The organism is Aeribacillus sp. FSL M8-0254 (assembly GCF_038008845.1).
Taxonomy (GTDB): Bacteria; Bacillota; Bacilli; order Bacillales; family Aeribacillaceae; genus Aeribacillus; species Aeribacillus composti.
The window spans coordinates 1-13029 of sequence record NZ_JBBOZY010000002.1; the positions used below are offsets into that span (position 1 = coordinate 1).

The 13029-nt window shown below is 40.5% G+C and carries 15 protein-coding genes; 8 read left to right on the forward strand and 7 right to left on the reverse strand.

Annotated elements, in window-relative coordinates:
• The first annotated feature begins 42 nt into the window (after positions 1-42).
• Positions 43-1047 (forward strand): RepA protein, encoded by a 1005-nt coding sequence (locus tag NSQ44_RS18275; RefSeq protein ID WP_340858313.1) that lies wholly within the window; start codon positions 43-45, stop codon positions 1045-1047.
• Positions 1048-1123: 76 nt separating this feature from the next.
• On the opposite strand, the gene NSQ44_RS18280 is transcribed toward NSQ44_RS18275, so the two are convergent.
• Both NSQ44_RS18280 and NSQ44_RS18285 read right to left on the reverse strand, forming a co-directional pair.
• The gene (locus NSQ44_RS18280; protein ID WP_340789968.1) at positions 1124-1543 is read right to left on the reverse strand and encodes an endonuclease domain-containing protein; all 420 of its coding nucleotides are present in this window, start codon (positions 1541-1543) and stop codon (positions 1124-1126) included.
• Positions 1540-1770 carry a helix-turn-helix domain-containing protein gene (locus tag NSQ44_RS18285; RefSeq protein WP_042409949.1) on the reverse strand — a complete coding sequence of 77 codons (231 nt, stop codon included), beginning with the start codon at positions 1768-1770 and terminating at the stop codon, positions 1540-1542. The genes NSQ44_RS18280 and NSQ44_RS18285 overlap by 4 nt, the downstream gene beginning before the upstream one ends.
• Positions 1771-2127: 357 nt before the next feature.
• Between NSQ44_RS18285 and NSQ44_RS18290 the strand changes: the two genes are divergently transcribed.
• From NSQ44_RS18290 to NSQ44_RS18305, 4 genes are all read left to right on the forward strand, one after another.
• The gene (locus tag NSQ44_RS18290) at positions 2128-2460 is read left to right on the forward strand and encodes a hypothetical protein (RefSeq protein ID WP_289666614.1); all 333 of its coding nucleotides are present in this window, start codon (positions 2128-2130) and stop codon (positions 2458-2460) included.
• A 13-nt stretch (positions 2461-2473) separates the two neighbouring features.
• Positions 2474-3631, forward strand: coding sequence for an FtsK/SpoIIIE domain-containing protein (locus NSQ44_RS18295; RefSeq protein ID WP_289666615.1), 1158 nt, complete (start codon positions 2474-2476; stop codon positions 3629-3631).
• A 1-nt stretch (position 3632) separates the two neighbouring features.
• Positions 3633-4361 (forward strand): replication-relaxation family protein, encoded by a 729-nt coding sequence (locus tag NSQ44_RS18300; RefSeq protein WP_340789969.1) that lies wholly within the window; start codon positions 3633-3635, stop codon positions 4359-4361.
• A 106-nt stretch (positions 4362-4467) separates the two neighbouring features.
• Complete coding sequence (locus NSQ44_RS18305) at positions 4468-4875, forward strand: CopG family transcriptional regulator (protein ID WP_340789971.1); 408 nt, start codon at positions 4468-4470, stop codon at positions 4873-4875.
• A gap of 45 nt (positions 4876-4920) precedes the next feature.
• Here the strand turns inward: NSQ44_RS18305 and NSQ44_RS18310 are convergent, their stop codons facing one another.
• Together NSQ44_RS18310 and NSQ44_RS18315 are read right to left on the reverse strand one after the other, a co-directional pair.
• Positions 4921-5292, reverse strand: a complete 372-nt coding sequence (locus tag NSQ44_RS18310; RefSeq protein ID WP_340858314.1) for a hypothetical protein — start codon at positions 5290-5292, stop codon at positions 4921-4923.
• 18 nt (positions 5293-5310) lie between these two features.
• Entirely contained in the window at positions 5311-6462 is a 1152-nt protein-coding gene (locus tag NSQ44_RS18315; RefSeq protein WP_340858315.1) for a ParM/StbA family protein, read from the reverse strand.
• Positions 6463-6972: 510 nt separating this feature from the next.
• Between NSQ44_RS18315 and NSQ44_RS18320 the strand changes: the two genes are divergently transcribed.
• Positions 6973-7518, forward strand: a complete 546-nt coding sequence (locus tag NSQ44_RS18320; protein ID WP_008881732.1) for a cupin domain-containing protein — start codon at positions 6973-6975, stop codon at positions 7516-7518.
• 61 nt (positions 7519-7579) lie between these two features.
• On the opposite strand, the gene NSQ44_RS18325 is transcribed toward NSQ44_RS18320, so the two are convergent.
• Genes NSQ44_RS18325 through NSQ44_RS18335 form a run of 3 tightly spaced genes read right to left on the reverse strand, consistent with a single transcriptional unit; the run spans position 7580 to position 8724 of the window.
• Positions 7580-8227: a hypothetical protein gene (locus tag NSQ44_RS18325; RefSeq protein WP_340858316.1), complete on the reverse strand. Its 648-nt coding sequence runs from the start codon at positions 8225-8227 to the stop codon at positions 7580-7582.
• Positions 8228-8243: 16 nt separating this feature from the next.
• On the reverse strand, positions 8244-8498 hold the full coding sequence (locus tag NSQ44_RS18330; RefSeq protein ID WP_340858317.1) for a hypothetical protein: 255 nt from the start codon (positions 8496-8498) through the stop codon (positions 8244-8246).
• Positions 8473-8724: a hypothetical protein gene (locus NSQ44_RS18335; RefSeq protein WP_340858318.1), complete on the reverse strand. Its 252-nt coding sequence runs from the start codon at positions 8722-8724 to the stop codon at positions 8473-8475. The genes NSQ44_RS18330 and NSQ44_RS18335 overlap by 26 nt, the downstream gene beginning before the upstream one ends.
• A gap of 227 nt (positions 8725-8951) precedes the next feature.
• On the opposite strand from NSQ44_RS18335, the gene mobQ reads away from it, so the two are divergent.
• Both mobQ and NSQ44_RS18345 read left to right on the forward strand, forming a co-directional pair.
• Entirely contained in the window at positions 8952-10883 is a 1932-nt protein-coding gene (mobQ, locus tag NSQ44_RS18340; RefSeq protein WP_340858319.1) for a MobQ family relaxase, read from the forward strand.
• A gap of 18 nt (positions 10884-10901) precedes the next feature.
• Positions 10902-13028 (forward strand): VirD4-like conjugal transfer protein, CD1115 family, encoded by a 2127-nt coding sequence (locus NSQ44_RS18345; protein WP_340858320.1) that lies wholly within the window; start codon positions 10902-10904, stop codon positions 13026-13028.
• The last annotated feature ends 1 nt before the right edge of the window (position 13029 follow it).

The following is a 13029-nucleotide window of genomic DNA, read 5'->3' on the forward strand; positions in this document are numbered from 1 at the left end:
TTGTTTGTCCCAAATTTCGGGAGAAACAGGAGGAGAATATATATGGCAAAAGTAGAGTTTACTAAGGCGAAGAAAAATAGAAACGAATTGCAGCTTCCAATTCTTCATTTTGTTGTTGCTGATGATTGGATTGATAAACTTGGTCCTGAAGCCTTCGCGGCTTGGCTAAAATTCTATAGTTGGTGTGATCGTTCAGATCAGCGAAAAGACAAAGATAATGATGTGATTCCTTCAAGCCTTTCCAAAGTCATGAAACGTTTAGGGGTTGGAAAGAAAAAATTCTACAATGAGATCATCCGGCCTTTATGGAATTATGGTTTGATTGATCTTGTCACATATGAAGATAGCGAACAGCCAGGTAACAAACCTGTAAATATTGTAGTTTATGAGTATCCGCAAAACGACATTCAAAAGAAATATCAGCCACTTGAAAAGATTCGTGATTACGATACTGAATATGAAACAAGCAGCAGAACTTTTGCCAAAAAAGGCGGCAGAAAACAGAACGAAAGTTCGGATGGTTTCCTACAGAAACCAGGGGTGGTTTCCCACGGAAACCAGGGGTGGTTTCCCACGGAAACCAGGGGTGGTTTCGAAGAGAAACCTAATAATGATTCAAATGATATAAATAATGATTCAAATGATATAAATAATGATTCAAATCATCATCATCCCTTGATCGAAGGATTCAACCAGCAACAATTCGACTTGATCCATGAGTTTCTACAAGCCAACAAGATTGATGATGATGACTTGAAAAACAAACTGTTGGAGAAACTAAAAGGAAAACGATTCAAATACATGGCCTACATAGAAAAGACATTTGAAACCGTTAAGAAAATGGTAGACTCTAATTCTAGCGAAGGGCAAAACATTCAGAAACCGACACGTAAAGAATTAGTACCGGATTGGTTGAAGATGGACTACAACCAACCGAAGGATGATGAGGATTTCGACATTGAACAGGCACGACGGGAACTTGAGGAACGGTTGAAAAAATATAGAAGGCTAAATCCGAAAAAGTTCGCCGCAAGCCAACCGAGGTGACAGACTATAAACCTGCCGGCTTAATATTTGGTACGATGTCACGAAGGAACCGGCGAGCGCCAGCTTTTGCCTGGAGCTACTTCTGTATTTCCTTTTCAATCTGCGCAATCACTTTCGGCAAGTCGTGGTAGATCATGCGCCCACTAAACCGTAGAACTTTCCAGCCATTTTTGCGCAAATAAGCGTCTTTTCGCCGATCATGGGCTTTTTGCTCAGGCGTGGAGTGATATGCTTTGCCGTCGCACTCTATGGCGATTTTATACACTGGTAATGCTAGGTCAATGCGGTACTTGCCGCAAGGTACTTGTGTTTGTACATAATAACCTAGTATTCGAAGTGTATCGTAAAGGTGGCGTTCGATCGGGCTTTCGCATTTTAAACGCTCTTGATCGACCAAAATGGTTTGTGTTTGTGGTCTCCTCAAATCGAGTACAAAGAAGACAATACCAACGATAATTAACCCGAAAAAGACAACGTACTCAATCATAGCTATCACACGTTAAAAAAGTCGTCCGGTACGTTTTTACCGAGTTGTTTCAGCGCTTTTTTAATCTTTGCTATCGTCGAGTGTTTAGGCCGATACGAGTCATCGTTACACAACCGTGAGATAGTACCGCGACTTAGCTTTGACCGCCTTTCCAGTTCTAATTGTGATATTCCCTCGCGGTCAAGCCATTTGCCGAATTTACTTCGTTTCTTTCCAAGTCCTAGCCAATTGAACATAGTTATAAACCTCCTCGGTACCATTCTTGTCCGAGATGTCATTTTTTAAACCTAACGCAAAAAAGTGACAACTTGGACAAGCAGTGTCGCATAGGCTATTAACACAAAAGTGACGAAGCAATAACGTTGTAGCTTTCTCGTCGAATACTCGTTAAGATCTGCCAATCAACGAAAAAGCAACATTGTAGCAACGTTTCAATAACAATGTTTCGGAAATGTATTGCGACACAAAAATAAGAGCAGAAACGCCGCAATAGCGCCAAAAAGCCGATTTGTTAAAAGAGAGAGTGAACGCGAACGACGGAAGGGGGAGCGCGAGGGGGAAACCAAACCATTTTTTCTAAAGGGGCGATAGTGATGTTCCGCAAAAATAAAATCGAGGCGATTGACTTTCGCGAGTTCATGGCCGGCAACCATCACACGCAAAAACAATCGCCTCGTACTAAAAATGTACGCGCTATGTCAGCGTTTTTTCCTGTAATTACGCCAGGCTCATTTTTTCCGATTCACGACCCTGTGTTTGCGCTATTCCTAGCCGGAAGTGCTGCGATTGCTGGCTCCGCCTTTTTCCAGCACTTTGCTGCAAAAAGTGGCTCACCAGCGATTTCGGAAGCCATCGGAGTAATTAGTAGATTTGTGTTTCCGGTCATCGTTTACAGTGCGATTTTTTGGTTTTTCTTCACGTTATAAGGAGGGGGCGCAATTGCAAAAAGTCTTAGAATTTATTCGGCGCCAACGGGCAAGATTTGCTCTCAAAAAGGCATTTTATAGCGCCGGTCTGTTTATCCCGTACAAAAATGGTGATAAGACATATAGGATATTCCCGAAGATTCACAGCGTTAAAATTGACGACGACCAAACGGAATACGTGTTTACATTGATAAACGGGATGGACCCGAAAGAGGTTAGCAAAAAAGAATATGTATTTATGCAACATTTCGGCGCAAATATCGAGCTAGACGGCGATCACAAAACGTTTACTCTCACCGTTTACCGTAAGACGTTTCCGAAGGAACTGAAATATAATTACGACACTTTTTTTCCGGTAATCGATGAACTGGACTTGCCAATAGTAGCAGGAATGGACCGACATGGTCAATGGCACGTTTTCGACGCAATTAATGAGCCAGGATTGCTTATATCCGGTGAACCAGGCGCAGGAAAAAGCTCACAAGTCCGCAGCATTATAACCACCTTAATTCAATACAAGAAGCCTCGCGAACTCGAAATTTATCTCGGTGACCTCAAAATGAGCGAATTTCACCTCTTCTACAACATCGAACACGTTAAGAGTGTTTGTATTTACCCAGAGGATTTGCAAAAGATGCTCACATACTTAACCGAAGAAATGAAACGGAGAGGGGAGCTGTTAAACAAATACCGCGTGACGCACGTTAACAAGCTGCCGGAATCGGAAAAAGTACCATACATTCTCATTTGCATAGACGAATTTGTCATGATTATGGACGACAAGGACATGAAAGCGATGTTGATTCAGCTCGTAGCGCTAGGTCGTGCGCTGGGCATAGTTTGCATATTGAGCTTGCAACGACCGAGCCACGACATTCTTGACACGAAGATTCGGAGCTGCTTAACGGTCCGCATGGGCTTCCGTGTCAGCGACTTTTCTAACGCTAAAATAATTGGAACACCTGGCGCCGAGAAAATCGCAAAGGAGACTCCAGGTCGTTTCCTTCTTAAACGAAGCGATATTATCGAGCTGCAAGCGCCATTTCTTGACGAGAAACACGCCGAAAAGATTCTAGCGACTTATAAGTCTTCCGACTGGAAAAATCGTTTTACGGGCGATTCTAGGCCATCTAGCGAGCCGTTAACGGACGACATTTTGGGGGGACTGTAAAATGCGCCTATCACAACGCGACAAGGCGATTATTCGCGACATTAATCGATTTCGTGTGATGGACCGCGACTCTATTGCCGAGCTTCATTTTGCGGGACTTAAACGACCTGTAAACAGCGCAAACTCTGTCCTAAAACGACTAGTGACCAATGGACATATTCGCCGATCAACGAAATTCGGGGCACCTTATTTGTATTTGAGCAAAGAAACCTTATTACGTGAGGACTCCGCAAAGATCGGTCATTACCTCGCGATCTTGGATGTTTACAAAGACATTCTTCGTCACGGAACACTTGACGTCTTTCAAGTCGAGCCGAAGTATGGAAGTAAGGGAAATGTTGAGCCAGACATGTTTTGCATATTCCGAAAGCACGGTATAACTGGCCGGACTCCGTTTTTTATCGAGGTACAAAATACGTTCTATTCGCAAAAAGTCATGACACAAAAGCTAAAGCGATACGAGGAGCTTTACCGGAGTGGATTAATCGCGCAGGAACCGTGGCAGCCGGCCGACCGTCCGCCCGTTTTTCCGATCGTTCTAATCATATCGGAACATCGGTATGCGATAGACGGGAGTTATCCGTTTCGGGTGATACAAGCGCAATCGTTCACGCAATTTATGCAGTCGTTGAAGCCAGCGAAGCCGAAGGAAGAACAACGACCGAAACCAAAGACAGCGTCCCAACTGAAATATAGTGGAGGGATCAAGATTAATTTAGGTGTTAAATAAAAGAGCGTAGTCCTCGTTTTATATGTCGTAGTAGGTGATGTCTCGCATTCTATTTTTTTGTGATAATATAGAAATAAATTTACGTCAGACAAAAAAGGTGATTTTTATGAGAGAAGGACGATGCTATGAACAATATGATTTTCAGGTATTGATCTTATCCCAGTTTGCCCAACGCCGACCGTCTACAGAAAAGGAAAAATGGGAGCTACAACAAGAATATTTGCGCCTGATTCGTGAAATTCCTCAAATGTGGGAAGAATTCGTGCGGAAAAATCAAAACATTTATGATCGCTTTGGATATTTAGATGTCGTGGTATATGATGATTTAACGTATGAACGGAAAAAGCTAAAACAGGGACGCCCTAAAGAGGAAAATACGCTATCGCATCGTGTAACCGTCCGGTTGGACGATGAGAGTTATCAGTTGTTGAAACAATATTGTCAGACAAAAAATATTACCGAATCAGCAGCGATTCGGGAGTTAATCCAAACACTGAAATCGAAAATATGGTGAATATAAAACAGGCTGACCTAAAGGTCAAAACCTTGGTCAGCCTGTTTAGAAAAGATTGTTTATATCCACGTTTTTATAGAGATCATTATCATCATCTTGGTTTTCTTTATCTCGGTCTTTTTTCGAATCCGGATCGTTTAAGGATCTCGTGTCTGTTTCCTCTGTTCCTTCATTTTGGTTTGAGGCTGTTTTGTTCTTTAATGAGGACTCTTTGGATGTACCAGAAGAAAACTCTTGATACAGTACTTTTTGTATGTCGTAGTCGGTGATGTCTCGCATTCCGAAACGGTCGATTATGTGTAAAACGATGTTAGTGAGAGATACTTGAATATTCTTCTGCTTGTCCAGCCATTCATTAATCAAGTCACTTTGGGGGGTATCAGCCACCCTCCAAGTGACGATTTTTCGTTTTGCCATATCGTATCACTTCTTTCATTATTTTTGTTTTTTGAACAAGATTTTCTCATTGATGACATGCAATCCGTTTACGTTCATATCCACTGCGTATTTTTCCGGAATCCAAAGAACTTCACAGTGGACGTTATTTGCAAAGTCCAATAAATCCTCATAAAGTTCTTCTTTGAACTGGATGCTGCCACCACCATATACAGCAATTACATCAACGTTTCCGGCTATGTCGCTGTATTTTTCCTGAATGTCCTCTAAAATGCGTTGAGCTTGTGAATAACGTGCTTCTTGCATGAAGCGAACGGCTAAATCGTGAAGATGATGGGATGGATCTAAAAAAATATTCATAAACTGCTGGCGATTTAGGTTCAAAAAGCCGCCAACTTCCTCTTTCAGCAATTGAGTAGCTTCTTCCGTGGCATGACCCACTCCTCGTTTCTCCCCTGAACAAACATCTGTTACAGGATTCATTCCAACAGTATAGATATATTCCGTTGTTCCATCGCCAATATCTACGTGGAGAATTCGTTTGTTAGCGAAGTCTTTTGGTACAGCTTGTTTTTTATAGTGCTCGTTATAATTCTTCAGAATTTCATTGTCACGTTCCAATAAGGCATATAGAGCTGGAATGCCTTCTTGAGTGACTTTCACAGTCTGAAAATGGAGTGTGACGGTCACAGGAGTTTCTCCGACATATACAATCACCACATGATCGTTGCTTGTGAAACGTCCTTCAAGGTATCTGGCTTGATCGGCACTATATTCTGACGCAGGGATTGCTGTTGTCATTGAGACATCTACTGAAATTGATGAAGGAAGCTCTTGATTTTCTTGATATGCTAATTGAACCGATCGAGCAGCAAGCATCGATAGCGTCATTAGGACTGGAATATCGTGTTTTGATTTATTCCCTAATTTGATATTCATATTTTCTACTTTATCGGCCGTTATATTGGCGCGTTTTCCGATGAAGTATAGGCCACTTCGTTTAATAGCGTTACTTGTTACATGAACAATCAATTCATCCAATAAATTAGCAATGTTTTTTTCCACATTTGTTTCCATCACATTTGGCTTGGATAACAGACGTTTGACTACCGATGGTTGTTTTATGAGCGTATTGTTCACGATCATTTTTGTTTCCGAATTCCCAATATCATTAGCCACCACTATTTTCATTTAAACTCCCCCTAATAATTCATTTTACATTCAAATTAAATTTATAATTAATTCTTATCTACATTATAAAGCATTAATGTTATATAATCAATCAAAATGAATTTAAAAAATAAATATTTTTGAATGTATTTTAAATGTAAATTTAATTTATATAAGATTCACTATTATTTTTAATTCATATTTAATTTATTTTAAATTCATTATTCATTTATTAGGGGTATTATCATTCTATATTCATTCAAATTGAATGTTTTATTCATTCATTTATAAAATGGAGAGGCCTATCAGAATGAATGAAAATCAACAGAAAGAGGATCAGAGAGGTAAAAATAAAGGAGAACACATATTATTCATGTGTAATATGTGTTCTCCTTTTATTAAAGGGTCATTTAATTGAGTAAAGTGTTTTGGGTTAACAACGATTTCTTAAATAAGTCCCCCTGAATCTAAGTAAATTCCCTAAACATAATGCATAGGATTATTTTGTAAATATGCAAGGAGGTGAGAAAAATGTACTATGTTCCTTACCCATATCCATATCCTTATTATGTTAACGTGCCAATGTATAACTATGGAAGACAGCCTGTTTACTGGACTATTCCTAATGAGATAGAGTATGCTAAACAACTAGGTTTGGGAAGAGGTAAAATCAAGTTAAAAGATTATGGACCAGAACCGTTTGTAGTTAATATCAATGCGGCTGCAAAGCAAAACAATACGTATCGTACTGCTTTATGGACAGGAAAACATTTGCAAGTCACATTGATGAGTATCAATGTTGGAGAAGATATTGGTTTGGAAATTCACCCTAACGTTGATCAATTCTTACGTATTGAACAAGGTCAAGGAATTGTTCAAATGGGCAGAAGTAAAGATAATTTAAACTTTGAAAGAAAAGTCTATGATGACTCTGCCATTATGATACCTGCTGGAACATGGCACAACGTAATCAATACAGGTAATATCCCGCTAAAACTTTACTCGATATATGCACCTCCACAGCATCCACATGGTACTGTACATGTAACAAAAGCCGATGCTATGGCAGCTGAATAAAAGAGCCAAAAATAAATACCTAAAAAAACGGCTTCTCAGATTGGTGTATAAAAGAAAAGGATCATCGGATTAACTCTAAATCCTTTTCTTTAGTTTTAGCTTTTTCTTGCGTTCGTTTTTCTTCTAACTCTTGTTTTAGTCTTGCTTCCAATTCGTTGAAGCGCTGAAGCTCTTCCTTGTATCGTTTAGGATTTTTTTCAATATACATGATGGCTCTTCTTAGTGTTTTTAACCGAGCGTTTTCGATTTTTTGATTCAGCCGTTGTTCCAGTTCATCCATTCGCTGCAATTCGGCTTTGTATCGCCGAGGATTTTCCTGTAGTTTTGTTTTCAAAATCATTAACCTGTCTTTAGCTTCCACTAAACGAAAAACGGTTCGTTTTGGGTCTTTTTTTAACGAAGTTAGCGCTCTTGCGATTTCTCGTCTCTCTGCTTTTCGAATACTCACTTCTAGTTTCGATTCTATGCGTTGTAGACGTTCCAATTCTTTTTTATTCTTTTTCGGGTTTTCCATCAGCTTCTGTTTAAGATCGTTCAGGTTTTCTTTTGCCTTCAGTAAAGTTTTAAGTGATTTTTCGTTTGATTTAGTTTCTTCCAATTCGCTTTTTTCAGGAGAGGGAGGATTTAACTTTCGTGACCGTTTAGCCTTTTCCAAAATCTCTTCAAGTATCTCATACAAACTTTGGTTGATGTGATCTCGGGATTCCATATTAACCGTGGCCTCCTTATTCTTTTTTCTTAAATTTATCCGGCTTTTTTTCGTTAATGTAGTTCGCGAAAATCTTAAACAATTCTTCTCGTTCTGGGATTGTCAAGTGTTCCAATTCAAAGTACTTTTCCGCTAGTGCGCCGGTTTGTATTAACCGATGCGCTCTTTTTTTACGTTCGCGTTCTTTTGTTAATCTTAATATTTGTCGTTTTCTTTCTTCCAGTTGTTCAATTCGTTTTTGCAGATCACTGATCGGACGTTTTTTGTTCATTGGATTCCTCCGTGTTTTGACCACTACCGAAATATTTTTTTGCTTCTTCTTTGAATTTGTCAATCAACAATTTCGCCTGCTCGATATCTTCAATATCCCACGTTTCCATTAGATACTGACCGATTTCTCTTTGAGCTTGCTCGATGTATTTTCGCTGCTTCTCCTGTAATTTTTTGATCTGTTCCTCAATCTCTTGTGCTCTGGACAAAGGGTCTTTTCTTGCCATTTCATTCACCCTTTCTTCTTTGAATATTTCTTGAGAATATTTTACATGATGAGGAATTTTATGTCTATCCAAAATAAGAAAATTATGGTATAATGAAGTCACGAATGAAATGAGTGCCCATTTATACCCCTTTCAGGGGTAAATGGGAACTCGCTTCGCTCGATAAAAAGTTTGTCTTCGACAAATGACCCGCAGGGGCTAAAAAAATTAAGAAAGGAGAAATGACGATGGCATACTTTCTATTCCGTACACAAATCATTAGTAAATCAAATCGCTCATCCGTTGCTTGCGCTGCCTATCGAAGTGGAGAAGCATTGTATTCAGAACGGGATGGATTAACGAAAAAATACGGCCATCGTGACATTCCTCCGGAAACTTATATTCTTGCGCCAAAACATGCTCCTGATTGGGTATACAATCGCGAACGCTTGTGGAATGAAGTCGAGAAAGTAGAGAAACAACATAATGCTCAATTAGCCAGAGAAATCATTGTTGCTCTTCCAACACAATTAACCAATGAAGAGCAAACACAATTGCTTTTGGATTTCTGCAAAGAGAATTTTTCGGATGAAGGAATGGTGGCAGATATCGCCATTCACCGTGATAAAAAACACAATCCACACGCTCACATCATGTTAACGATGCGTCCGTTTAATGAAGATGGAACGTGGGGGAAGAAACGTAAAAAAGTGAACGGAAAATCCGTTCATTTAACAAACTGGAATGATAAAGAAACGCTGCTGAAATGGAGAAAAAATTTCGCCGATCGGATCAACGAAAAATTTAAAGAAAAAGGAATCGATGATCGCGTTTCTCATGAAAGCTATGAGAAACAAGGAATCGATAAAGTGCCTCAAATTCGTCTTTCTCGTGAGGCATATCAATACGAACAACGAATGAAAAGAGAAGCTGAGAAACAAGGGAAACCGTATGAGCCGGTTACATATTACGGCAAATTGAATCAAGAAATTCAACGTATTAATCAAGAACTAAAAGCGTTAAAACAACAGGAAAAAGTTGTATCCATTTCTGAATATCAAGAAGAAAAATCATTGAACGAAACGATCGAATCTATTCGCAAAAATGCTTCTTTAAACGATGTAGAAAAAGCATCACTGCTTTTGGTTGCCAAGCGAGCAAAATCGTATGTTGATTTTGCTGTAGCAAGACGTGTATATCATGATCTCGCTGAAGGCAATTGGAAGAAAAAAATCGACAGCCAGCAGCTGAAGCTGCGAGCGCTTAAGAATGTCATCAATAAGGCGTATCATGTGTATCAGCAAGAACCAAAACAAGTGATTCAGTACGGCTTCCATCCAGGAAAATTTAATGAGCAACTAAGAGGAAAAATCGCTCAACTTAAAGAGATGGAGAAATCCTTTGAAAACGAGTTAACCAAATACGAAGCTGTTCTGAAGAAAGCCGAATTAGCACTGGAAGTGCAAAAACGGCTAACAGAAGAAGAGTTCCGAGTCTTGTATCCTCATGCCGGAGCTGACTTCCGGATTGAAGAAAAATATCATGCCGTTCAATACTTTAAGGACACAGGGGGTGTGTTGTCAGAGAGTGAAATTCCTGCTTATGCGGCGAAGAAAGAGCAAGAGATTCATCGGATGCCGACCTTCGCGGAGCAAACCCGAAACATGTATCAAAGTCTCTTCGTTTTGAATCGCACGATTCAAAAGCAATCAAAAGAGCGCATGGAGGCGTTGAAGGCAAGAGACTTTGAGCAGGCCTTTGAAGCGAGCCGGAAGACCGAGCAATGCATGTTAAGAAAAGAAAAGATGAGCAAGGAGCTTGAGGAAAACAAAGCCGTCTTGCAAGCCATTTTGAGCGAGCATTACGGCAGAGATGTATCGATCACGAACACGGCAGCCTTGTTGCGGTTGCATGAGCTGGTGGAACGCGGCGAAAGCAGCAAAGACTTTGAAGCAGATTTACGCCGTATCCACGTTAGCGAACAACAAAAACTTGAACGTATGCCAAAACCTGAAACAGAAGTGCAGATCATGGAGTATCAATACCGGCAACATGTGGCTGATGGCTTGTTAGAAGCGATAGAAGAAGCACAACGAGCGAATGATCGCAAGAAATATGAGAAAGACCCAACGAAGAAACGACAACGCAGAAGATATCGTGGTCAAGAATTTGAACGCTAAGGGGGAGAGGAAATCACGATGAACTTTAAAAAAGATGCCTGGAAGCCAATATTCGCTAGTGTTGTGTTGACCGTTATAGCTGCCTATGTTCTGATGGGATTGTTTTATATGATCGGGAACGGAGGCGACTTAAAAGAAATTTTATTAAGACCGAAAGAGTTAATCACATTTGTTTACACGGAAGAGAACTTAAAAACGGTTTTCTCATTGGCTCCGTTTGTGATTTTAGCAGCGCTGCTATACACTTTTCGGTCATCCATTATTGTTCCGAAGTTAGAATATGCTAGCGACTTTGGCTTGCATGGAACTTCCCGGTGGGGAACGCCGGATGAAGTCATCGACGGCAAGATGTTCTCGAAAAACAACTCGTATACGACAGACCCTGTTGACGCTTTTCAGATGGAAAAAGGGATTATCGTTGGCAAAGTGCCAAAAAAACGGGAACTTCTCATCATTCCGAGAAACACGACGATCGATAACCGAAATGTCTTGGTCATTGGTTCGTCGGGGTCTGGGAAAGGTCAATCATTCGTCTTTCCTAACATGATTAACCATACGGAAGAAACTATTATTGTGACAGACCCGAAAGGGGAAATATATGAAGCTACCCATCAGATCAAAAGGGACCAAGGATACAAAGTCTATCAGGTGGACTTTATCAATTTCGTCAATTGCGATCGATACAATCCATTAGACTACGTCGAAGATGATGAAGATGCTAGGACAATTGCTAATACGATCGCTTCTAACTCGGTTGACGAAGGAAAACGCGATTTCTGGAGTGAATCAGCTGTCGCCTTTCTGTCAGCATTCATCCTGTACGTGAAGGAAAAATACAAAGACAAAGCCAATATGCGCCATGTCGTTGAAATGGTGGCAAGAGCAGGAAAAGACGAAGAATATTTGGATGAAATCATTAAAAACATGTCTCCAGACCATCCGGCTTATCATATGTTCACCCTTGCAAACATGAGCAGTGGGAACACTAGAGCCGGCATCATGGCGACCTTGGCGCAACAAATCTCCATTTTTTCGATGCAAAAGATCGCAAAAATGACCGCCAAAAGCGATTTCAAATTTCATGACTTGCAGAGAGAAAAATCCGTTTTGTACATCAAGATTCGCATGGATGAAAATCCTTTTGTGCAATTGACCGCCACGTTCTTTGAACAGTTGATCGCTGTTCTGTACGACATTGCTGACAAGAATCACTCGAAGTTACCGATTCCCACTATCTTTCTGTTGGACGAATTCGCCAACATCGGCACGATCAACAAATATCCGCGAGTATTGGCAACCTGTCGCGGACTTGGTATGGCCATGATGACGATTATCCAGGACATCGGACAGCTAGAGGACAAAAACCGATATGGCCCGGAAATGGCTCGTTCGATCATCAATAACCACGATACTCAGTTGTTTCTGCGAACGAAAGACACGAAAACAGCGAAATACTTTAGCGAACTCGCCGGAGAGACTACGGTGAAGCACAAACAGAAAAGTGCTTCCTATGGACGTAAGGAAGGCAGCAAAAGCATTTCAGAGCAATATGTAAAGCGCTCATTGATTACGCCGGGCGAACTTATGAACATGGACAAAAACACTTGTTATTTATTCGTATCTGGGGCTTACCCGATGAAGCTAGAAAAAGCGTGGCAGTTCGATATTTACGGCGATTTATTGAGCAACTATGAAAAATACCGAAGCCGTTTAGGATATACTGCGCCGTTGTGGAATGGAGAATGGGTATGGGATGAAGAAGATTCGGCTGCCCAAGACATCCAAGAAGTCAAGCAAGAGTTAGAAGAGTCGGATGTGGTATTGCTTAACGAAATGATCGATGAGATCAATAAGATTGACGAAGAAGAAGAGGACGAAGAGATTACCGAAGAGGAATTGAGGGTATTACTTGGCAACGTTGAGGATGAAAACGAAGATGAAGAAAACGAATCCGAAGAAGTGGGAGAAGCAGAAGAACTACAATCGATTTTAGATGAAATTGAGGAAGAATTAGACGCATTCGATGAAATGGAAGATGAGATCACCGAGGAGGACTTAATGGAGATCATTGAAGAATTCAGCGATGACAGCGAAGGAGAGCAAGAAGAAAGCAATCAGAAAATCGCCGACGAGCTGCCAATTTGAA

Excerpts from the sequence above, each read along its gene's own strand:
- NSQ44_RS18275 (WP_340858313.1), top strand. The coding sequence starts at position 43 with ATGGCAAAAGTAGAGTTTACTAAGGCGAAGAAAAATAGAAACGAATTG.
- NSQ44_RS18285 (WP_042409949.1), bottom strand. The coding sequence starts at position 1,770 with ATGTTCAATTGGCTAGGACTTGGAAAGAAACGAAGTAAATTCGGCAAA.
- NSQ44_RS18290 (WP_289666614.1), top strand. The coding sequence starts at position 2,128 with ATGTTCCGCAAAAATAAAATCGAGGCGATTGACTTTCGCGAGTTCATG.
- NSQ44_RS18300 (WP_340789969.1), top strand. The coding sequence starts at position 3,633 with ATGCGCCTATCACAACGCGACAAGGCGATTATTCGCGACATTAATCGA.
- NSQ44_RS18305 (WP_340789971.1), top strand. The coding sequence starts at position 4,468 with ATGAGAGAAGGACGATGCTATGAACAATATGATTTTCAGGTATTGATC.
- NSQ44_RS18310 (WP_340858314.1), bottom strand. The coding sequence starts at position 5,292 with ATGGCAAAACGAAAAATCGTCACTTGGAGGGTGGCTGATACCCCCCAA.
- NSQ44_RS18315 (WP_340858315.1), bottom strand. The coding sequence starts at position 6,462 with ATGAAAATAGTGGTGGCTAATGATATTGGGAATTCGGAAACAAAAATG.
- NSQ44_RS18320 (WP_008881732.1), top strand. The coding sequence starts at position 6,973 with ATGTACTATGTTCCTTACCCATATCCATATCCTTATTATGTTAACGTG.
- NSQ44_RS18325 (WP_340858316.1), bottom strand. The coding sequence starts at position 8,227 with ATGGAATCCCGAGATCACATCAACCAAAGTTTGTATGAGATACTTGAA.
- NSQ44_RS18330 (WP_340858317.1), bottom strand. The coding sequence starts at position 8,498 with ATGAACAAAAAACGTCCGATCAGTGATCTGCAAAAACGAATTGAACAA.
- NSQ44_RS18335 (WP_340858318.1), bottom strand. The coding sequence starts at position 8,724 with ATGGCAAGAAAAGACCCTTTGTCCAGAGCACAAGAGATTGAGGAACAG.
- mobQ (WP_340858319.1), top strand. The coding sequence starts at position 8,952 with ATGGCATACTTTCTATTCCGTACACAAATCATTAGTAAATCAAATCGC.
- NSQ44_RS18345 (WP_340858320.1), top strand. The coding sequence starts at position 10,902 with ATGAACTTTAAAAAAGATGCCTGGAAGCCAATATTCGCTAGTGTTGTG.